Consider the following 20,497-nt stretch of genomic DNA (forward strand, 5'->3'; position numbering starts at 1 on the left):
TGTCCCTCTTTCTTTCGTATTAATTTTTAAAACGATAGGCTGTACTCATAATATTTAATTTCTTCGAAGCCAATACTACGCCTTATTTCCCCGATTGGAGAAAATATTACCGAAAACCAGGCTAATTAAAATAGCCATTAAAAAAATAGTTCCTGTTGATATCGACAGAAAATTGATGATCATTCCGTAGCTTTTACTAACTAGACTTAACATAATTCCCTTAAAAAATGGTGTGTAAATGATGAGATAAGGGACGAGCACTAAAGGAACTGCCAGCCAATAGTGACCTATTACATATTTGGTCAATAAAAAAGAAATGATTGCAAACAAAACAGCAAATCCGTAAACAAACCAATTGATGTATTGGAGAGCACGTTCTGGCTGGTCCAAAAAAGCTAATATATTGAGGCATACAACCCAAATGATTGCAAAAATAATTGAAAGAACCTGTGTTTTAAACAAAAATTTCATAAAAAAATCCATCCTCAAATCAAAATAAAATAGTTAACTCCACAATACCCCAAACCAAAAACCCTGTCCATTTAGATAGTCTAAACAAAGAAAAAAGGACAAAATGGTCAATCGACCTTTTTGTCCTTTGTTCTTTCAACTTCTTAACCTACATTTAAGCCGAAGTCTGTTGCGATGCGTGCTAGTCCACCTTGGTAGCCAGAACCTACGGCAGAAAATTTCCACTCACCATTGTGTCGGTATAATTCACCGACAATGATGGCGGTTTCAACGGAGAAATCCTCCCCTAAATCATAGCGAATGATTTCTTGGTTTGAATCTTCGTTTACGATTCGGCAGAATGCATTAGAAACCTGTCCAAAATTCTGACCGCGCGCTTCTGCATCATGAATAGTAATAACAAACGAGATTTTCTCCACTTGAGAAGGAACAGTGCTAAGGTTAACTTTTACTTGCTCATCATCCCCGTCACCTTCTCCCGTGCGGTTATCACCTGTATGTACCACGGAACCATTTCCGCCCTCTAACTGATTGTAAAACACAAAATCCTTTTCAGAAGTCACTTTTCCATTTGCTCCTAATAAGAATATACTTGCATCTAAATCGAAATCTTTCCCGCCGTCATAACGATTTGTATCCCAGCCAAGACCGACAACTACTTTCGTTAAACCAGGATTTGTTTTTGTTAAATCAACCTTTTGCCCTTTAGACAATGAAATAGCCATAAAAACACCCTTTCTAATCTTATTATTTTATATCACCTTCTATTATAAATAGAAAGTTCATAACAATCGAATCCTACCAAGAATTATTTACCTTACGAACATAATTAAATCAGTAAAATTACAACACTTTCCTTAAGTTTACAAAAATAAGGAATATTTTTCTACCCTTATTTACTCACTCCAATATAATCTAATAGTTTCTGCTCAACTGGTTTTGAGGAGTGAAAAATGGTTAAAATAAGAAAGTCAAATCTAATTAACAAAGTTTGTGCTATAATGAACTGTTAGCAAAACGGGGACACCGTTTATTTTAAGCAAGGAGCGATTTTCTTAATGATAAAAATTGAAATACCTAATCCTGATATAGTGATTACGAAAAAGAACCAAGTTGGAGAAAAAATTGAGGCGCCGCTAAGCAGCGTTTATGGATTTACTGATTACAATAAAATCCCTAGAGACAAAGGCGGGATTATTCTATTTTCAAACGCAAATGACGAATTACTATTTGTTGGAAAAGCAAGGAAGTTACGCCCTCGAGTAAAAAGACATTTTGAAGATACTGTTTCGCCGATCAAATTACATCGAGATGAAGTGTATAGAATTGCAGTATGTGTTGTGGAAGATCCGATGGAGAGAGAAATCTATGAAACCTTTATCATTAATACCTTACATGCAAAATACAATATCGATAAAGTTTTTTATAAATAAACTTTCCTAATAGAGAAAAGAGCGGGTAGATACAAAAAACCTGCTCTTTTCTTTTTTTGCTTATTTATTTAACTAATATCGCCATATTTCAGAATCATTTCCTTCTCAATATGACTTGCTCGAATTCCAAACCTTGGTTTGACTACTTCCACCTCTTCACCAAGTAAAATCTTGATGGCTTGATAAGGCAAGTTAATCCCTGACAAGCAACTAATGTGCATTCCCCCGCTCATTCGCGGATTAATCTCCAACAGTTTCGGCACACCATTGTTGTTATATTTTACTTGAATATTGAATACATAAGGCAATCTGAACTCGTGATGAAAATCATGTGCTAATTTAATGAGTTCCGATTGTTCCACAAGCTCCCTGACTCGTCCATCCCCCTTCATTCGAGGAATAGCAGCATACAACTTTTCATGGGACGATAAACAATCAATACTATATTCTCTTCCTTCTAGGAATTCCAACACCATTAAGTCAGGGAATGTATCTTGCTGGCTCAAAATTTCGCAGGCATGGGCATAGGGAATACGAAAACCAATTCCATGATTGAAAAACTGGTCAATGGACACAATTTGGTCTATTATGACCCGAAATCCGTTGGCACCTTCACCAATCACTGGTTTAAAACAAACCGTATAGCCTTTTTCCTTTAGTTTTTCATACGCCCTCTTAAAATCTTCAAGATTATTGACGACATAATAGTCCGGTATCAAAAATCCTGCTGCTCCTTTGGATAAAAGTTGATAGGTATCTGCTTTATTATCCATTGTCTCCATCAACTTTGCTTCAGGGCAAACTAGTACTTTAACACCCAAAGCCTCAAACTCACTAAGCCTTTTTGAGATGAGGACATTTTCTTTCCTTGGGACAAAAATATCGATCCCATGCTTCTGACAAAATTCAAGACAAAAACCAATATATTCTTCACCAGATATATCTGGCTCGACAAAGGCGTAATCACAATTTTGTAAATAAAGGGCATCTTTGTTCGGATGTGTCCCATAAATGATAAAATTCCGCTTATCTTCATTGAACCGGATCATATCAATATAATGGGAAACCGTTGTAAACCATCTGTTAAACCAAATCTTCATTTAAATCCTCTTCCTTGTTGTATTAAGACCTCTTTCATTATAGTCATTGTTTCTTGTTTTTATAAGCAAAATTTGACAAAAAATTCATATTCCAATGTGGGACATCGAATAAATTGTCTATAAGCCCTTAAAAAACAAAAAAAACGTTCTGCAAAAGCAGAAACGCTCTCATTCCATTTTCAAGTTAATAACCTGATACTAAACAAGACTTTTTATATTATTTAATTTGGACGCAAATTCCTTGATGGCCTCATAATCTAAATTGGATTGATCAATGGTTGCACCGCTCACTTTTTTTACAATTTGTTTTTCTAAAAAGTTCATTTCAGATATGAGAAATTCTCCGCCAAATAACCCCATTGCCGTGGAATTTTTGCGTAATTCTTGTGGAAGAAGGCTCTCCAATAGAGCCTTCTTCCTTTTTAGTGATTATGCTGTTTGGATGCACCTCTAACCAAATAGACACGTTCAGGACGGCCCACCGTTCCGTAAGCTAAATCTGCTGCAATTTTTTCCTCTGACATGAGATGTTCAAGATACCTTCTTGCTGTTGTCCTGCTTACGCCTATTTCTTTGGCGACAAATTCTGCTGTTAATCCGAAGTCGACTTTCGACAGGACATCCAAAACCTTTTCAAGTGTAAGCGGATCAATTCCCTTCGGCAAATAAGCTTTCTCGCTAAGGGATCGATCAATTTCTTTTCGCAGCAGCTTGTCCACCTGTTTTTGGGTGACATGGAGATTTTCATTCCTCAATTCAACTAGCTTGGTATGAAATTCCTGATACCTAAGCAATGATTGTTTGAATCTCTCGAAAATCACTGGTTTAATGATATAATCAAACACACCTATACTAATTGCCTCTTGAACCTTATGGATCTCTTTTGTGGCCGTAATCATGATTACATCCATTTGTTTATTTTGCTGCTTTGTTTCTTTAAGTAAATCAATTCCATTCATGTCTGGAAAATATACATCCAGCAAGAGAAGGTCTGGCTGTAGTAGATCAATATAGGTCTTTGCTTCTTGATAACTTGCCGCAATTCCTATCGTTTGAAAACCAGCAATCTGTTCAATAAATCGTTTTTGAATTTCTGCAATTCGTAAGTCATCCTCAACAATTAACACTTCTATATCCGGGTTCTGCTTCATTCAAACACCCCCTGCTTTTTGGTATCGCTACTGTGAAAATGGTCCCTGCTCCTTCATTCGAGGAAAAGGTGATATATCCCCCTAAGTCCTTTATGGCTTTCTTAACAAGACTTAACCCAATCCCCGCATTGCTTTGACGGTTTTTCGTTGAAAATCCATCTTGAAAAATTTGTTCACTAAGGATCGGGTCAATGCCTTTGCCGTTATCTTCTATTTCAATAATCAATTCTTTTCCCAGGTCAGTTAAAAACAAAGAAACTCTTTTTTCTTCCTTACCATTTTCTCTTACAGCATCGAAGGCATTATTGACAAGGTTACCTATAATTGTGACTAACGTATCCCTACTGATTTCCGCTGGAACATCCATAAAGCTGCTCTCTCGGTCTATTGTAAAATTGATTTTTAACTCGCTCGATAAACTGACCTTACCTAAAATAAAACCGGCAATGATCGGGTCAGGAATTTCCTTCATTAGGAAGCTTATGAAACCTTGCGCGACATCCACTTCCCTTGAAATGAAATCAATCGCTTCTTTATAAGAACCGAGCTGAATCAAGCCAAGAAGTGTGTAAAGACGATTGGAATATTCATGTGTCTGTGCCCTTAGTCCTTCAGCATATGCTTTTACATGGGACAATTCCTGAATCAGATTGGAAAGCTCTGACTTGTTTCTGAAGCTAGCAACTGCTCCAATTACTTCTCCCTTTTTATTAAAAATAGGAATACGATTAACCAAAAATACCTCTCCAAAAATGGCAAATTCCCGATCATACTCCGCAAGACCCGTTCGAACAACTTCATATAGATACGTATTTTCAAGTACATCTTCAATTCTTTTTCCACGAAGCAGGACCTCTTTCGGAACATTAAGAAATTTATGTGCGGTTTCATTGACTACAGTTATTCGCCCATTCGTATCGACAGCGATAATTCCTTCATGGATGGATTCTAATATGGCATGTTTCTCCTGGTACATCCAAGCTATTTCTTTTGGTTCTAGTCCGAAAATCGCTCGCTTAATATTTAAGGAGATTAATAATGCGGCTTGTAACCCTCCCAGTAATATAATCATTGTTACCATAAAGATTTTTCTTCTAATCTTTGAAACTTCTTTATCAATATCCGTTTGAAGATATCCTACTGAAACCACTCCAATAACTTCGCCATCATTAAATATGGGTGCTTTTCCTCTCAAGGAAGGCCCAAGGGTTCCAATCGATTCTGAGATAACCGATTCTCCTTTAAAGACTCGATCATTATCTCCGCCAACCATTTTTTGTCCTAATCGGTTCGGGTCTGGATGTGAATAGCGAATCTCCTTTCGATTCCCGATAACAATAAATTCCGCTCCAACCTGTTTTCTAATTTTTTCTGCGATTGGTTGTATACTAGCAGCAGGATCGGAACTAGAAAAGGCTTTTTGAATATCTGGCATATTTGAGATGGACTGTGCCACCGATAAGGCCTTCGTCCCTTTTTCGTGCTTAAGATTGGATTCCATAATATTTTTAAAAGTTATTTCAAAAATCCCGCCAATTAGGAGGATTAATATAAAAATACCTAACATTAATTTCGTATGTAATCGCATACAAACACCTCTACATTTATCATATAGAAAAAAACCCCTTAAAAAAAGGGGTTTTTTGCAATAATCAGAACTTTAAAAAGATTATCCTTCTTCGTTAATAACGACATTTTTTCCTCTCATCTTCATTATGACCGGAATAACCAACCAAAGAACGGTCATAATTAAGAAACTTAATGAGATAGGACGTGTGAAAAAGGGTCCAAAATCTCCATTTGAAATCGTTAAGGCTCTTCGCAGGTTATTCTCAATCATTGGACCTAGTACAAGTCCTAACACCAATGGTGCAATCGGGTAATCATGTTTATTAAGAAAGTAGCCAACTAAACCGCATCCTAATAGAAGCAACAGATCATTAATCGAAACTTGAACCGCATAAACTCCGAAAATAGAGATGGCAATAATGATTGGAATCAAATATTGCTTGGGTGTCTGAATGATTTTTGCAAATACCTTAACAAGCGGGAGGTTGAGTATTAACAGCATGATATTTCCAATAAACATACTCGCAATCAACCCCCATGCAACCTGGGGATGATCTTCGAATAATAACGGACCTGGCTGTACGTTATACATCATCAGTGCCCCCATCAGGATGGCAGTTGTGCCGGAGCCCGGAATTCCTAATGTTAACAATGGGATCATCGCTCCACCTGATGCGGCATTATTCGCAGATTCTGGTGCTGCCACACCAGCAATCGCTCCAGTTCCAAATTTTGAGGGGTCTTTGGAGATCTTCTTTTCTAAAATGTAAGAAAAAAAGGATGCTAGAGTAGCCCCTGCTCCGGGTAAAATCCCGATAAAAAAACCTAAGATGGATCCTCTGGCGATCGGTCCAGCCGATTCTTTCAACTCTTCTTTTGAAGGCAGTAAATTATTAATCTTTGCCATTTGTGTATCTTCTTCATCTTTTTCTAAGATTGTCTTAAACACCTCGCCAAGGGCAAACAAACCTACGGCAATGGTCAAAAATTCAATCCCTTGGTATAACCAAGGAATATCAAAGGTAAAACGGCCTATCCCAGAAACATTGTCAATTCCGATCGTAGCAAGGAGCAGCCCACTTACCGTCATAATTAAGGCTTTCGTAACGGACTTTCCTGCCAATCCGCTAACAGCGCCTAGTCCTAAGAGCATCAGAGAGAAATATTCAGCAGGACCAAATTTAAGTGCTAGATTTGACAATGGTTCCGCTAAGGCAATTAGTGCGACCAACGTGAAGATTCCAGCCACAAACGACCCAATTGCCGCAATCGATAACGCACTACCCGCTCGTCCTTTCTTTGCCATCTGATAACCATCTAATGTTGTCACTACTGACGATGACTCGCCAGGAGTATTTAATAGAATAGAAGTGGTTGATCCACCATACATGGCTCCGTAGTAGACACCAGCGAGTAGAATGATGGCACTAGTTGCGGCTTGTTCAGGAGGAAGTCCTCCCGTAATGGAAGCGGTAACAGGAATAAGCAAAGCAACGCCGCTCATCGGACCAATCCCCGGTAACACCCCAACGGCTGTCCCAATCAAAACTCCAACAAATGCAAAAAGTAAATTATACCAAATAAGTGCCGAACCGAATCCGTGCATCAAATAATCAAGAGTATTCATTACATATCCCCCTTTCCTTCCAAGAAACATGGTGCCTGACACCATAACTTAATTGACTAAAACCAAATTGGCCAGCCTGGAAGCGTTCCTTTTAATATTTCGACAAATATGAAATAGACAAGGCCCGAAAAACATCCAGCGATTATTAGTGAGGTCAGCCATTTAGCACGTTCCATTGTCTGAAAGCAGACAAAAAGAAATAAAAATGTTGAGATCACATAACCAACTGATTCCAGCGTCAAAATATAGATTAATGTGGCTGCCAATATGATTAAAAAAGGCTTATACTGCAATTTTTCTTTTTTCTTTTCCTGCGTTTTTCCATTAAAGGTTTCATAAAATAAGCGAATACTTAAGATCGTCAGCAAAACCCCCAGAAAAAATGGAAAAATATCTGGACCGACTACACTTCCATACGAAGAGCTTGCAATATTTCTGCTTCCGATAATAAATAGGACTCCTACAGCTAGAAACACTATAGCAGCGATGCGATCAAATTTAATGTCCATCCGCAATCCCCCCAATCCGTGCGTTTTTAAAATGAAAGGGAAGGAGAAAGTCGTTCCTTCCCTCTTGGATTACTTCTACTTTTACTTCTACTTCTACTTCTGCATTCCTAATGCTTCTAATAATTGTTGTACTTGTGATTCCTGATCTTCTAAAAACTTTTTAAAATCTGCCCCATTTTTATACTCTAATTCCCAGCCTTGTGTCTCGACTTCTTTTTTCCATTCAGATGATTGAACTAATTTATCAATGGTTTTTTCCCAATAACCTTTTGCTTCTTCGGACATTTTTTCTGGACCAAATACACCACGCCAAATCGTAAATTCTGCATCGACACCTTGTTCCTTCGCTGTTGGAACATCTTTAAAGTCACCTGATAAGCGTTCAGTGGATGTAATCGCCAGCACCCTTACTTTGCCAGCCTTAAGAAACTCTTTTACACTAGAGGCATCCGTCCCAATTACATCTGCGTTTCCTCCAAGTAATGCGGTAATCGCTTCGCCACCGCCATCATAGGAAACGTATTTAATTTTGGTTGGGTCAACCCCATATTTATAGGCTGGTAAAATGGAAACTAAATGATCCATCGAACCTGGTGCTGAGCCACCAGCAAAAGTCAACTTACTAGGATCCTTCTTTACTTCTTCCAAAACCGATTTTAAATCTTTAAATTTGGAATCGGCTTTAACAACTATTGCTCCATAGTCTTTCGTAAGTTGTGCTAATGGTGTGGTATTCTTATAACCGTACGGACTGTTTCCTTCTTTCTTTAAATTGTTGATAATAATCGGCGGTGAATTGACAAACAGCATGTCATTATTTTCCACTTGCTGGGTTGCATATTCGGCCATAAAAACAGCCCCTCCGCCCCCAGGCTTGTTCTCAACTGTTAGCGGCTGCTTAACTAGCTTTGTTTCACTTAACACTTTTGTAAACGAGCGGGCTGTTAAATCCCAGCCACCACCTGCTCCTGATGGTGCAATGACACTAATAGCCTTTGTTGGATAACCGGTTCCTTCCTCTTTTTTACTTGTACTCGCTGTTTCCTTACTGCTGCAAGCCCCCAAACTTAATGCCAATGCTCCTGCACACATTACTGCTGAAATTCTTTTGATAGAAAACATTTCATTTCCCCCTTTGTAAACGTTTTCTTAATTTTACAAAAATTTTGAGGTTTTCATAGATTATTCATTTAAACAGCATTAAAAACTTAACTACCATTTTGTTCATAAAGTTCATAGGTTGAATTATTGTTATCAACACGTGAAAGAACTCCTGATTCAGGATCTCAGGAGTTCTCAGATTTTCGTTTATAACTTGGACCCAATGTCTGGCCAAGGTATGCTTAAAAAAATTATTGGAAGGTTTTCTTTAGGTAATTCCCTATTTCACTTACAGCCTTTTTCGCTTCAGGTAAAGTATCACCACTAATTTGCCAGACATGCCACATCTTGTCCCATATTTTAAAAGTGACATCAACACCTGCATGACGTGCTTGTGTGGCGAGCAATTCTGCATCGCTTTGCAATATCTCATGATTCCCTGCTTGGATGAATAATGGCGGAAGCCCGGTCAAGTCTGCAAAGACAGGTGATACGAGCGGATGGTTGAGGGAATTCTCATTCCCCGCATACATTAGTGCTGCATCCCTTACACCTTGCACACTTAAATAGGGATCAACTTCCTTGTTTTTACGGTAACTTTCCCCGCTGCTGGTTAAATCGACCCAAGGAGAAAGACAAACAATGGCCCCCGGTAACGGTTCATTTTGATCCCTTAAGACCAAAGTGGCAGCAATGCTTAAGCCACCTCCTGCAGAATCTCCTGCCAAAATAATCTTGGAGGAATCATAACCTTGTCGCAATAGCCAGCGGTACACGGTAACAGCATCCTCGATTGCAGCTGGAAATGGATGTTCCGGTGCCAGACGATACTCCGGAAATAACACCTTTACACCCGCCGCTTTCCCAATTCGAGCCGCTAGTGGGCGGTGGGTATTGGCTGAGCAAAATGCATAACCACCACCGTGTAAATAAAGGATCACCCTATCTTCTAAGATGTCTTTGGAAGTAAGCCACTCAACGTACAAGCCTTCAATTTCAAGTTGCTCAACCTGGCAGTTTTTTGGGAGTTTTCCCAGTTTTCTTGCAGCCGTGTCGAGCATCTGCCGCTGTTCATCCTTCGCCAGGTCTGATATCCCCTTCTTTAATGCTCTTTTTACCGAAAGTTTAATCCCTTTTTCAAAAAAATAGCTTCGGATACTTGGCATCTACTTACCCCCATTAATCCAGAATTTGCTAATATCATTATACTAGAAAAACCTTCTATTAAATCAATGCTTTCAACAATATTGTAAATATTCTGTAACCATTCTTCCATTTCCTCCTACCTGTAGTACAATTGTAGTAAGAGGTAGATATTTTCGGGGGTTTTCCAATTTATGAAACGACTGACTGACCATTTAATTATCATTTCATTTGATTGCCTTTCAGCTTTAGATTTTCCTAAGTTAAAAGAACTACCACACTTTCAAACCCTATTAAAAAATGGGACCTATGTAGAAAAAGTCGAATCCATTTACCCTTCCGTCACTTATCCTTGTCATGCAACGATTGTCACTGGTAATTATCCGAACCGCCACGGTGTAATTAATAACACACTTCTACAGCCAGGCATGGTTTCTCCTGATTGGAACTGGTTCAGAAATTGTATTCGAGGAACAACCTTGTATGACGAAGTAAGAAAGGCAAATATGACTACAGCTGCTTTATTATGGCCAGTAACAGCCAAAGCAAAAATTGACTATAATATGCCCGAAATTTTTGCGAACCGCCCTTGGCATAATCAAATTCTTGTTTCACTGATGAGTGGAAGTCCCCGCTTTCAGTGGGATCTAAATAAACGTTACGGGCATATCCGAAAAGGCCTTAGTCAACCGGAATTGGATGACTTCGTCTTGGAGTCAACCGTCGATACCATTAAAACCAAGAAGCCGAATTTATTGATGGTCCACTTTACGGATTTAGATACCCAGCGGCATTACCATGGTTTTTCTTCGGAGGAAGCACTCGCGGCAATCGACCGCCACAATAGCCGACTTGGCAGAATTATCGAGGCCTTAAAGGAAAGCGGTATCTATGAGAATTCCACTGTAGTTGCACTAGGTGATCATAGTGCATTAGATGAAAATAAAGCCATCAACCTAAATGTCCTTTTCCGTAAGCAACATCTGATCACCACTAATGGAAAAGGAAAAATAATTAATTGGAAGGCATATTGTAAAAGTTGTGATGGCTCTGCATATATTTACATTAAAGACAAACAAGATTTCGCCACACAGGATACCGTAAGACGATTGCTAGATTCCTTACATGTTGATCCTGAAAACGGGATTGAAAACGTTCTTACAGGGGAACAAGCGGCTGAAAAAGGCGCAGATGGAACATGTTCCTTTATGGTTGAAGCCCAAAGAGGATATTTCTTTTTAGAAGACTTCGAAGAGGAGTTCATCAAAACGATCACGAAGGAGGACGTAAACGCGGATCATAAATACACCTTGGCCTGTCATGGCTATTCACCTGAGAAAGAAAATTATGGAACCATTTTTATGGCAGCTGGAAAAGGGATAAAATCAATCACCCTTCCTTCTATCCGTCTCATTGATGAAGGTCCAACATTTGCAAGGCTCCTAGGAGTGAATTTAGGCCAGACAGATGGAAGGACGATAGAAGAAATGTTGAAGAATGAAAAGGGGGAAAATCTATGAGTCGGATGTCAAAGCAAGAAAAGAGCTGGGCGTTATATGATTGGGCAAACTCTGCTTATTCGATCCTAATCACAACCGCAATCTTTCCGCTTTATTTTAAAGCAGCAGCTACCGAGGCGGGACTTGAAGCTTCCACTTCCACTGCCTATTGGGGCTATGCTAATTCGTTTGCCACCCTGCTTATATCGATTTGTGCACCTATTTTAGGAAGTATAGGGGATTTCAAGGGGTTTAAGAAACGATTTTTTACCTTTTTCTTTTCATTAGGAATTGTATTTACCTTGCTGCTTGCTGTCGTACCTAGTAATCAATGGCTATTTTTATTAATTTGTTACATGATTACCGTGATTGGTTTTGGCGGAACAAATATTTTCTATGATGCTTTTCTTGTCGATGTAACGACTGAGGAGAGGATGAACCAGATTTCATCAAAAGGCTATGCAATGGGGTATATCGGAAGTACAATCCCCTTTATTATCAGCATTGCTCTGATTATATTATCGCAGCAAAACATCCTCCCAATATCTGTTACGGTTGCAAGTAAAGCGGCTTTTGCGATTACCGCCTTATGGTGGGGCTTATTCACGATTCCGATGCTAAAAAATGTAAAACAGGTTTATTATAAAGAATCCGTTCCAAATCCCATTTCCAATGGCTTTAAACAGCTTGTTAAAACATTTAAGAAGATTAAATTGTACCGTCCATTATTTCTGTTTTTAATTGCCTATTTCTTTTATATTGACGGAGTGAATACGATTATTACCATGTCTACAGCATACGGATCTGACCTAGGAATAACTTCCACTAACCTACTCATTATCTTGTTTGCGACACAAGTAGTTGCTGCACCATTCGCGATTTTATTTGGAAAGCTTGCCGATAAATTTAAAGGCAAAACGATGCTGCTAGTTGGAATTTTTGTTTATATCATCATTTGTACGTATGCTTATTTCTTAAAAACTACGTTAGATTTTTGGATTTTGGCGATGCTCGTTGCCTCCTCCCAAGGTGGAATCCAGGCCCTAAGCCGCTCCTACTTTGCGAAACTAGTTCCAAAAGAAAACGCCAATGAGTTCTTTGGCTTCTATAGTATTTTTTATAAATTTGCAGCTATTTTAGGGCCATTCCTTGTTGGATTCACCGCACAGATAACCGGAAATACCAACAGCGGTGTGTTTAGCTTAATTGTTCTTTTCATCTTTGGAGGCATCCTCCTCCTTCGCGTACCGGAGTCAACCTCCATATCACAATCAAATTCTATTACTCAATAAAAATTTCAAGACCTCATCTTGAGGTCTATTTTTTTTACTAAAATGGTGCCTGACACCAATAATCTTTCAAAATTTCTATATAAAATTAAAACCGATTTTCTTGTAAATTCGTTTATTTATGTATAGGGATCAGGAAATGAACAGGAGGACTGCCTTTTTTATGCAAAAATTGAGTGATGCCGAGTTAATGCTTTTAATTAAAGTTAAGCATCGTCCGGCTTTAGAAGAATTATATGACCGCTATATTAAACTGGTATACTCCTTCGTTATCAAATCAACAAAGGATGCAGACAAAGCTAGAGTGATTGTACAAACTGTCTTTACACGAGTATGGACGACGGAGACCGGTTATAACCCGGAAAAGGGACATTTCGTCAATTGGCTTCTAACAATCACTCGTAATATCACGATTGATCATCACCGCAAGGAAAAAAAGGAACAAGCAATCGTCTCAATAGACCAAGAACAATTGGAGCAGATTCCCGGTCATCAATCCTCCAATCCCGCAGAGATTTTATCACGCAAGCTCGTCCGAGAACAAATACAGAAAGCCTATCAATATCTATCAAAAAATCAAATCGAACTAATCCAGTGGTTATATTGGGAAGGATACACGCTTAGTGAAATTGCAGAAATGAATAAGGAACCAATCGGCACAATAAAAAGCAGGCTGCATCAGACTCTGAAGGTTTTGCGGAAACACGTTGTCGTGGAAATGGGGGAATGAAAATATGAGTTTAAATAGCAACTGTTCATTTTCCAATGAATTAGTCTCTTACTTGATAAGTGAAACTACTAACGAAGAACGGATTAGGATGGAAAGGCACCTTTTGAATTGTTCGTCTTGTCAAAAAGACATGCAAGATCTGCAGGAGGCGTGGACTATGCTCCCTTATGAATTAGATGAAGTGGAGGTACCTGTTGATTTAAAGGATGAAGTGATGAACGCCATCTTCCCTCCTGAAAACACTTCCCAGACTGTGATTGTAAGGAATAATCAAAATGGATCAAAAAAGAAATTAGTCCGAATTCGCTCCTCTCTTTATGGATTGGCTGCCGCCGCTCTCCTCTTTTGCTTTGGAGGAGTCATTTGGAACAATATAAATCTCCGAGATCAGGTAACAGAATTAACGGAACAAACGGAAACTCCAGCCGAGGTTATCCAGGTATACGCGTTAAAAACAGCAAATCCTGCAGGAGATTCTGCTCAAGGGCAGGCATTAATTTACAAGCAAGGAGATAAAAAACAGCTTGTTTTTCAGGCCCAAGGACTGGCGAATACCAAGGGCTCTGAGGCTTATCAAGTGTGGCTCATTGATGATGGAAACAGAAAAAGTGCCGGGACCTTCCATGTGGATAAAGAGGGCAATGGCTACCTGATCTACCAATTGAACAAGGAAATATCTTTTGATGCGATAGGAATTTCACTCGAACCAGATGCAAATGGAACCCAACCACGTGGCAAAAAGGTTCTAGGAACATAAATGAAGAAAGCCCATGAATCTCAGACTGAGAATCATGGGCTTTTTATTTAAGTATAAGTTGCTTATTGCTTATTTATTAATACTTTCCGTTGGTGATGTAATAAACCAACCTACAGGTGCAGCTCCGACCGGATGAGTTAACGTTCTTCCATCGATCACAGATTGTGCATTGTTATTTGCAATCGTCCCATCACCTTTGAAATTGTAGTAAATACTTCCCTTGTTAATATCCTTATCTTTAAAGCTGAACGTGAGTTGTTTATTATTAAATCTATCTATTATCTGACCGGTCTCTAAATCTATGACTCTAAACGCGAAATTCATGATAACGGTTTCTCCAGAAGGAGCCACCTTTTGGAATTTACTATTATCCCCTTCAAGCACTTGAAACGTGACGTCGTGGGCAAAAGCTCCTTCGGGAATTTGAATTTTAATTCCGCTGTGACTTAGTTTTGCAGCTGCCCCTGCCTCAATCTTCCTTTCTGCGACCACTTTAGAAAATCCCAGTAGTGTAAAATCTGTTGCTGCGAATGCAACTGCACCAAACAAAAACATCGACATAATTGACATCCCAAGTAATACTTTTAAACGCTTTTTCATTTACATGCAACTCCTTCATTCTTATTGGTTCTTCGTTAAAGGTAACGAGGATAAATCCCAATCGGTTTGAAGGAAATTCAAATTTTATTATTTATTCTGCTTTTTTCGTAAATCATGTTGTTATCACTCAAGGGGAGCCTCATCAAAATGATATTTAGTATAAAATTACACCCCGATTTTGGGCATTTATGATTTATTTAACGACTTATCCCATTCATGGGCGAATTTTTGAGGTTTACGGGCGAATCTGAGGGCTTTATGAGCGAATTTTTGGGTTTTATGGGCGAATCTAGTGCTTCTATGGGCGAATTTAAGAATCTACAATCTTTTGGAAAGAGCGCGTTTATTTTTTACTTTTTATAAAGTGAACGATTGTCCCACCAATAATGGAACCAATCGCAACGGATCCAAACATCATAAAATAGATTCTCTCAGCTAAATCAGCCATTCCTTCACCTGGATAAAATACCGCCTTCGCACCCATTATGATTGCTGCTGCTAAAAAGAATACCGCAGGGATCCAGTTTACCAATCTAGAATCTATTTTCATTAATATGAATGGAATGACCATCCCAATAAGAACTAACCCACAGAAAAACATGTGCACCCACCCTTCCTTGTAAATATTATATTCACCTTTTGAATGGAACGTTCTTTAAAGATGGTGTATCCCAAATAAAAAAAGCCGGAAAGTATACTAATATTAGTACCTTTCCAGCAAGAGATTGCTTAGATTTACCTATTTCATATTAATGAAAGTTAGTACATTGACAATTCTCAAATTTTTACAATGTCCTAAAACTACTTAACTGTTACCGCCACATTTGTTAACTTTCCACCAGAAGTAGAGACCTAATTTCCTATAAAATAAAAAAGAATGTACCAGGGTACATTCTCCGTCGAAAAATATTATTTTTTGATTGTCCTTAGAACACCAATAGATTAGATTATTTTTTCATTAATTTTTGGATGGTGACGAGAACTTCATCCAAGACTTCAAAATCACCTTGTTGAATTCTTTCGACAACACAGCTTTTCATATGACCTTCAAGCAGGATTTTGGCGACACTGTTTAAGGCGGATTGTGTGGCTGATATCTGGTTAATGACATCATCACAATATGTATCTTTTTCAATTAAGCCTTTTATGCCGCGAATTTGCCCTTCAATCCGGTTTAGTCTCGTAACAAGATTATTTTTTACTTTATCCGGATGATGACTCTTCCGATCGCTGCCTTCATCTGAACAGCAGGTATTATCAAAAAGTTCATCTACCTTCCCTAATTCATTAGACATTGGTCCATCTCCTTTTTGGGAATATTATATCATACCTCAGGAAAGTGACGGGAACGGTTGCTACAAAAGATTTATGAAAGACATAAAAGCAAACTAACCACATGGGTTGGATTAATTGACAGCCCTTGCATGCCCATGCAATACTTGAACTACATTTCATGTTTTAAGGAAAATTCCCTCAATAAAGGAGCAATCGATGAAACCACGCTACTTGATAAATTTCATGACCATCATAATTGTTTATTCTGCCATAACATTTTATATCGGTTGGAACGGCTGGGTTTGGCTGCATTCAGTATTTGATTTGCAGGATAAATGGATATACGGTTTAGTCGTTAGTCTCATTTCCTATTCATACATCATCGGACATTTCACAAAAAAAGTGCCTCTATTTAAAATGATCGGCTCTTATTGGTTTGGATTATTCCAATATGCCATCCTTTTCCTGCCTCTTTCCAATCTTGTTGCCTTTGTTCTCATTTTTGCGGATTTTTCCACAACATCAGTCATCAATTGGGTAGGAGGAGCGGTGTTAATATCTTTTGTTATTCTATTTATCTTCGGAACGTTTAATGCATATAGCCCTGTCGTTCGGACTTTTTCACTTGTCATTCCAAAACAGGTGGGCAATCTAACTGAGCTTCGAATTGCCATGGCCTCTGATATGCATTTTGGCAGACTTTCAGGCATCCGACATGTTCGCCGGCTTGTCCGTAACGTAAATGCGCTAAAGCCGGATATCATTTTACTGCCAGGCGATATCATTGACGACGATCCCGAGCCATTTACTCAAAAGAAAATGGGTGATGTCATGAAGGAGTTATCGGCTCCCTTAGGTGTCTATGGAGTCCTAGGAAATCATGAATATTATGGTGGCGGAATTCCAAAGTTTTTGCAGGAAATGGAACGAATCGGGATAACTATCCTTTTGGATCAAGTATTCAAAATAGCCGACAGCTTTTATCTTGCAGGTCGAAAAGACAAATCTGATCGAAATCGGCTACCGATTGAAGCTTTTCTAACAGATATTGATCCATCCCTGCCAATTATTATGATGGATCATCAGCCAGCTGAAATAACTCAAGCGCAAGAAAATCGTGTCGACTTACTTTTATCAGGCCATACACACAGAGGGCAAATGGCACCGAATCATCTGATTACAAAAAGGATATTTGAAAATGATTGGGGCTATCTTCAGAAAAGTCAGCTTCATTCCATTGTTTCATCCGGTTATGGTTTTTGGGGTCCTCCACTTCGGATTGGCAGTCGTTCTGAAATCATACAAATACATCTTACCTTTTTAAAAAGGGAGTAGCGTAAAATACTCACCAATCATTTGCATCCCACATAAGAATAGAAGATAAATTATTTTTGCGTTCACAAAACGGAAAATATTTTTTAACTTTTCTGATTATTTATACTAGCTTAATTTCCTTTTCTTCATATATAATATTTTCATAACTATTTTGAAGGGTGTTGGTTAATTTGGCAAATCAATCTGAAGCGAAAAAAATCTCAGTTAATTCCACCATTTCTTTAAAAGGAATTGTAAAAGCCATTTTCAACGATACCGTTCATGTTCAAATTGGCGGGAAAATAATTACCCTCCCAGCATCTGAGCTCCTGCTTGAAAAGCCACTACAATAGTTTTGTTTTATAAAGTATATTATTATGGAACATTAGGAGTATATTTTTTTTCCAAAGACAGCCCTACACTTTAATGTGAAGGGCTGTCTCATTGGCATGACTATCATTGCCAATCATTAATAATCGTTTCTTGAATGCTGCGAATGACATCTCCCCTGCTGATTACACCAACCACATGATTAGACTCATCAACAACAGGTAGTTTTTTAAAATGATGCTTAGACAATAGTGAGACAACTTTTTTCATTTCATCTTCAGGATGGACTGTTAATATTCCGTGGGTTTTTGCAATCCTAATGACTTCCCTGTCAGCCAATTCACTCAGCCGATTCTCCATGTCTTCTTCTGCAACATATGTGATAAGAGAGAAATAATCATGAATCCGACGATCCAATGGACTGATTGCCCGTAAAATGTCACCATCTGTTACAAATCCACGTAGCACACCATTCTCATCGATAATTGGTAAACCGCCAATTTTTTTCCCAACAAACAATGTCATTACATCTTTAATGGAAGCACTTGGACTAGCTGATATAACATCTTTAACCATAAAATCCTTTACCTGAACATTTATCATATCGACACCGCTTCCATTAGTTAATAAAATGCTAAAGAATATCTGCTAGTTAAACTATTCCGCTAGAAATTTTACTTTTTAGGGCGGAGTGGTTCTAAAAATGGAATATGAATGTTTTCTTTTTGCATGTTTAATAACATGTGCTCTACTTCCTCTTCTTGATCAGCATGCTTTATCTCTATTATTTCTCTGTGAAGCCTTTCCATTTTTCGATCAAGACCTGCTGCCATTGTGGCAGCTTCTTTTAATTCATCAAGCATATGTCCGGGAATTTCCTTGTTATATTTATAATAGATTTTGTGTTCTAAGCTTGCCCAAAAATCCATCGCAATTGTCCGAATTTGTACCTCAACATTCGTTGTTTCCACTCGGTCAGACATGAAGATCGGAATTTCTAAAATTAAATGAAGGCTCTGGTAGCCATTGGGCTTAGGATTTTTTATATAATCCTTGTAATCAACCACTCGTATGTCTTTTTGATTAGCGAGCATCTTACTTAATTCATATATATCTGAAATAAAAGAACATGTAACCCTTATACCAGCAATATCTCTGATCTTTTCTTTAATGACTGGTAAAGAAAAGTCATAGCCTTTCCGATAGACTTTCTTGAATATACTTTCCGGTGACTTTAACCGTGACTTCACGTGTTCTATTGGATTATAGTCATGAATATAATTAAACTCTTCTTTAAGAATGTTAATTTTAGTGTTCATTTCGTCTAACGCAAACTTATAAGCCATCATAAACCTCGTCAGTTCAACCTTAAGGGCTTTAAGTTCTTTCATGTCAATACTATGTTCAAAGTTCACCAGTTACTTCCTCTCTAGCTGTTATTTCGATTATTCATTTCATCCGAATTTTGCAATTGCTGTAACACATCTGGTGGAAAAACCATCCGGCACATTACTTTCGAAATTTCTAGAAAATCCGCTCTTTTCCCAGTTTGTCCCTCTTTCCCATGACCATTTTCCACTAAGACTAAAATTGCCCACGCGACAGTTTCTAAATCGAGATCCTCCCAGGTTAATCCTTTTTCTTCCGCTTGTTTTAGCCCTAACAAAATTCTCGAATGAATTTTCCTTCGTGCGTCACCCAAAAATTCAGCAAGACCAGGATCTTTCATCACTAGCTCAGGCAACACACGCTGTATCCCTAACTCATTAAGGCGTTTATTATGGGCTTCTAAAAGTGATGCTAATAATGATACTGGATCATGGGAAATCCAACTAGGTTCAGGTGGGAGAAGCTTGTCTAATTTGTCTTCTAATAATGACATTAAAAGTTGGCGTTTATCTGAAAAATAACGATAAAAGGTACCGGTAGCAACACCTGCATGGGCAGCAATTTCCTTAGCAGTAGTTTGCTCGTACCCCTTAGAAATAAACAAAATTTGTCCACTTTCGAGCAGTGCATTTCTTTTTTGTTGCGCCCGTTCCTGTTTTGGGAGAAAAGGGAATTCGCCAATTAATAGGTCATCACTGTCTGGCATTTTATCACCTCAAATATATCATACCACGATTTTAAAATTTGAACCACAGTTCATGTTTTCGTTGACAGACAAATTCAAAAATGCGATACTTGACCTACGGTTCATGTTAAGTCGCTATTATTGTTTAAACACCCCTTTGCAATATAGATAGATCAAGACATGACCGATTTTTTTATAAAAATCCACTTGCCAAAGCAGGAGTTTCTAATATTTTTCCGAATAATTTAATGTATCTTTATTTTAATTTTTTGCTATAAGTTCCTATATTTCTACCAATTTTCGAAAGGCGTTGATATTGTGGCAAACCAAGCTGAATCCAAAAAAATCTCTGTCAATTCAACCATCTCCTTAAAGGGAATTGTGAAAGCCATTTTCAACGACACCATTCATGTCCAAATTGGCGGCAAGATCATTACATTGCCCACATCAGATTTCGCGCTTGATAAACCTGCACAGTAATAAGCAAGCCATTTTAATTGCCAATAAAGCCCATCACGGTTGTGA

24 protein-coding genes are annotated in these 20,497 nt (G+C 38.2%); 8 read left to right on the top strand and 16 right to left on the bottom strand.

The features are described 5' to 3' along the window. Window positions 1-75 precede the first annotated feature (75 nt). Window positions 76-471, bottom strand: coding sequence for a hypothetical protein (locus COE25_RS20800; protein ID WP_098933967.1), 396 nt, complete (start codon window positions 469-471; stop codon window positions 76-78). Between the two features lie 143 nt (window positions 472-614). Continuing rightward, on the bottom strand, window positions 615-1,196 hold the full coding sequence (locus COE25_RS20805; RefSeq protein WP_088086991.1) for a TerD family protein: 582 nt from the start codon (window positions 1,194-1,196) through the stop codon (window positions 615-617). Between the two features lie 333 nt (window positions 1,197-1,529). Here COE25_RS20805 and COE25_RS20810 point away from each other — a divergent pair, with 333 nt between their 5' ends. Then, entirely contained in the window at window positions 1,530-1,904 is a 375-nt protein-coding gene (locus tag COE25_RS20810; protein WP_088086990.1) for a nucleotide excision repair endonuclease, read from the top strand. Between the two features lie 68 nt (window positions 1,905-1,972). Here COE25_RS20810 and COE25_RS20815 read toward each other — a convergent pair whose 3' ends face one another. The 8 genes from COE25_RS20815 to COE25_RS20850 all read right to left on the bottom strand — a co-directional run bounded on the left by COE25_RS20815 (window position 1,973) and on the right by COE25_RS20850 (window position 10,127). Next, window positions 1,973-3,004, bottom strand: a complete 1,032-nt coding sequence (locus COE25_RS20815) for an ATP-grasp domain-containing protein (protein WP_098933968.1) — start codon at window positions 3,002-3,004, stop codon at window positions 1,973-1,975. 198 nt (window positions 3,005-3,202) lie between these two features. Further along, the gene (locus tag COE25_RS20820; protein ID WP_098933969.1) at window positions 3,203-3,409 is read right to left on the bottom strand and encodes a hypothetical protein; all 207 of its coding nucleotides are present in this window, start codon (window positions 3,407-3,409) and stop codon (window positions 3,203-3,205) included. A gap of 17 nt (window positions 3,410-3,426) precedes the next feature. Next, on the bottom strand, window positions 3,427-4,155 hold the full coding sequence (locus COE25_RS20825) for a response regulator (RefSeq protein ID WP_098933970.1): 729 nt from the start codon (window positions 4,153-4,155) through the stop codon (window positions 3,427-3,429). After that, window positions 4,118-5,743 (bottom strand): ATP-binding protein, encoded by a 1,626-nt coding sequence (locus COE25_RS20830; protein WP_098933971.1) that lies wholly within the window; start codon window positions 5,741-5,743, stop codon window positions 4,118-4,120. The genes COE25_RS20825 and COE25_RS20830 overlap by 38 nt, the downstream gene beginning before the upstream one ends. A gap of 81 nt (window positions 5,744-5,824) precedes the next feature. Further along, complete coding sequence (locus tag COE25_RS20835) at window positions 5,825-7,351, bottom strand: tripartite tricarboxylate transporter permease (RefSeq protein ID WP_088086985.1); 1,527 nt, start codon at window positions 7,349-7,351, stop codon at window positions 5,825-5,827. 56 nt (window positions 7,352-7,407) lie between these two features. Further along, window positions 7,408-7,860 carry a tripartite tricarboxylate transporter TctB family protein gene (locus COE25_RS20840; RefSeq protein WP_098933972.1) on the bottom strand — a complete coding sequence of 151 codons (453 nt, stop codon included), beginning with the start codon at window positions 7,858-7,860 and terminating at the stop codon, window positions 7,408-7,410. Between the two features lie 93 nt (window positions 7,861-7,953). Next, complete coding sequence (locus COE25_RS20845) at window positions 7,954-8,982, bottom strand: Bug family tripartite tricarboxylate transporter substrate binding protein (RefSeq protein WP_098933973.1); 1,029 nt, start codon at window positions 8,980-8,982, stop codon at window positions 7,954-7,956. Window positions 8,983-9,212: 230 nt separating this feature from the next. Continuing rightward, entirely contained in the window at window positions 9,213-10,127 is a 915-nt protein-coding gene (locus tag COE25_RS20850; protein ID WP_098933974.1) for an alpha/beta hydrolase, read from the bottom strand. A 171-nt stretch (window positions 10,128-10,298) separates the two neighbouring features. Between COE25_RS20850 and COE25_RS20855 the strand changes: the two genes are divergently transcribed. The 4 genes from COE25_RS20855 to COE25_RS20870 all read left to right on the top strand — a co-directional run bounded on the left by COE25_RS20855 (window position 10,299) and on the right by COE25_RS20870 (window position 14,379). After that, complete coding sequence (locus tag COE25_RS20855; RefSeq protein ID WP_098933975.1) at window positions 10,299-11,624, top strand: alkaline phosphatase family protein; 1,326 nt, start codon at window positions 10,299-10,301, stop codon at window positions 11,622-11,624. Continuing rightward, complete coding sequence (locus COE25_RS20860) at window positions 11,621-12,895, top strand: MFS transporter (RefSeq protein WP_098933976.1); 1,275 nt, start codon at window positions 11,621-11,623, stop codon at window positions 12,893-12,895. The genes COE25_RS20855 and COE25_RS20860 overlap by 4 nt, the downstream gene beginning before the upstream one ends. Before the next feature lie 160 nt (window positions 12,896-13,055). After that, window positions 13,056-13,622, top strand: coding sequence for an RNA polymerase sigma factor (locus COE25_RS20865; RefSeq protein ID WP_088086979.1), 567 nt, complete (start codon window positions 13,056-13,058; stop codon window positions 13,620-13,622). 157 nt (window positions 13,623-13,779) lie between these two features. Then, on the top strand, window positions 13,780-14,379 hold the full coding sequence (locus tag COE25_RS20870; protein WP_180247561.1) for an anti-sigma factor: 600 nt from the start codon (window positions 13,780-13,782) through the stop codon (window positions 14,377-14,379). Between the two features lie 69 nt (window positions 14,380-14,448). Here COE25_RS20870 and COE25_RS20875 read toward each other — a convergent pair whose 3' ends face one another. From COE25_RS20875 to COE25_RS20885, 3 genes are all read right to left on the bottom strand, one after another. Beyond that, window positions 14,449-14,979, bottom strand: coding sequence for a hypothetical protein (locus COE25_RS20875; protein WP_098933978.1), 531 nt, complete (start codon window positions 14,977-14,979; stop codon window positions 14,449-14,451). 343 nt (window positions 14,980-15,322) lie between these two features. Next, a complete protein-coding gene (locus COE25_RS20880) occupies window positions 15,323-15,580 on the bottom strand; it encodes a hypothetical protein (protein WP_098933979.1) in 258 nt (85 codons plus the stop codon). A gap of 346 nt (window positions 15,581-15,926) precedes the next feature. After that, on the bottom strand, window positions 15,927-16,274 hold the full coding sequence (locus COE25_RS20885; protein WP_098933980.1) for a metal-sensitive transcriptional regulator: 348 nt from the start codon (window positions 16,272-16,274) through the stop codon (window positions 15,927-15,929). Window positions 16,275-16,470: 196 nt separating this feature from the next. On the opposite strand from COE25_RS20885, the gene COE25_RS20890 reads away from it, so the two are divergent. After that, on the top strand, window positions 16,471-17,589 hold the full coding sequence (locus COE25_RS20890; protein ID WP_098933981.1) for a metallophosphoesterase: 1,119 nt from the start codon (window positions 16,471-16,473) through the stop codon (window positions 17,587-17,589). A 170-nt stretch (window positions 17,590-17,759) separates the two neighbouring features. Beyond that, the gene (locus tag COE25_RS30935; protein ID WP_168243275.1) at window positions 17,760-17,921 is read left to right on the top strand and encodes a hypothetical protein; all 162 of its coding nucleotides are present in this window, start codon (window positions 17,760-17,762) and stop codon (window positions 17,919-17,921) included. Window positions 17,922-18,024: 103 nt separating this feature from the next. Here COE25_RS30935 and COE25_RS20895 read toward each other — a convergent pair whose 3' ends face one another. From COE25_RS20895 to COE25_RS20905, 3 genes are all read right to left on the bottom strand, one after another. Further along, a complete protein-coding gene (locus COE25_RS20895; RefSeq protein WP_098933982.1) occupies window positions 18,025-18,501 on the bottom strand; it encodes a CBS domain-containing protein in 477 nt (158 codons plus the stop codon). Between the two features lie 71 nt (window positions 18,502-18,572). After that, entirely contained in the window at window positions 18,573-19,289 is a 717-nt protein-coding gene (locus tag COE25_RS20900; protein WP_088090392.1) for a GTP pyrophosphokinase, read from the bottom strand. 38 nt (window positions 19,290-19,327) lie between these two features. Then, entirely contained in the window at window positions 19,328-19,993 is a 666-nt protein-coding gene (locus tag COE25_RS20905) for a TetR/AcrR family transcriptional regulator (protein ID WP_088086966.1), read from the bottom strand. A 297-nt stretch (window positions 19,994-20,290) separates the two neighbouring features. Here COE25_RS20905 and COE25_RS30940 point away from each other — a divergent pair, with 297 nt between their 5' ends. Further along, window positions 20,291-20,452, top strand: coding sequence for a hypothetical protein (locus COE25_RS30940; RefSeq protein ID WP_179195788.1), 162 nt, complete (start codon window positions 20,291-20,293; stop codon window positions 20,450-20,452). The last annotated feature ends 45 nt before the right edge of the window (window positions 20,453-20,497 follow it).

Source organism: Bacillus sp. AFS031507 (assembly GCF_002584635.1).
Taxonomy (GTDB): Bacteria; Bacillota; Bacilli; order Bacillales; family Cytobacillaceae; genus Neobacillus.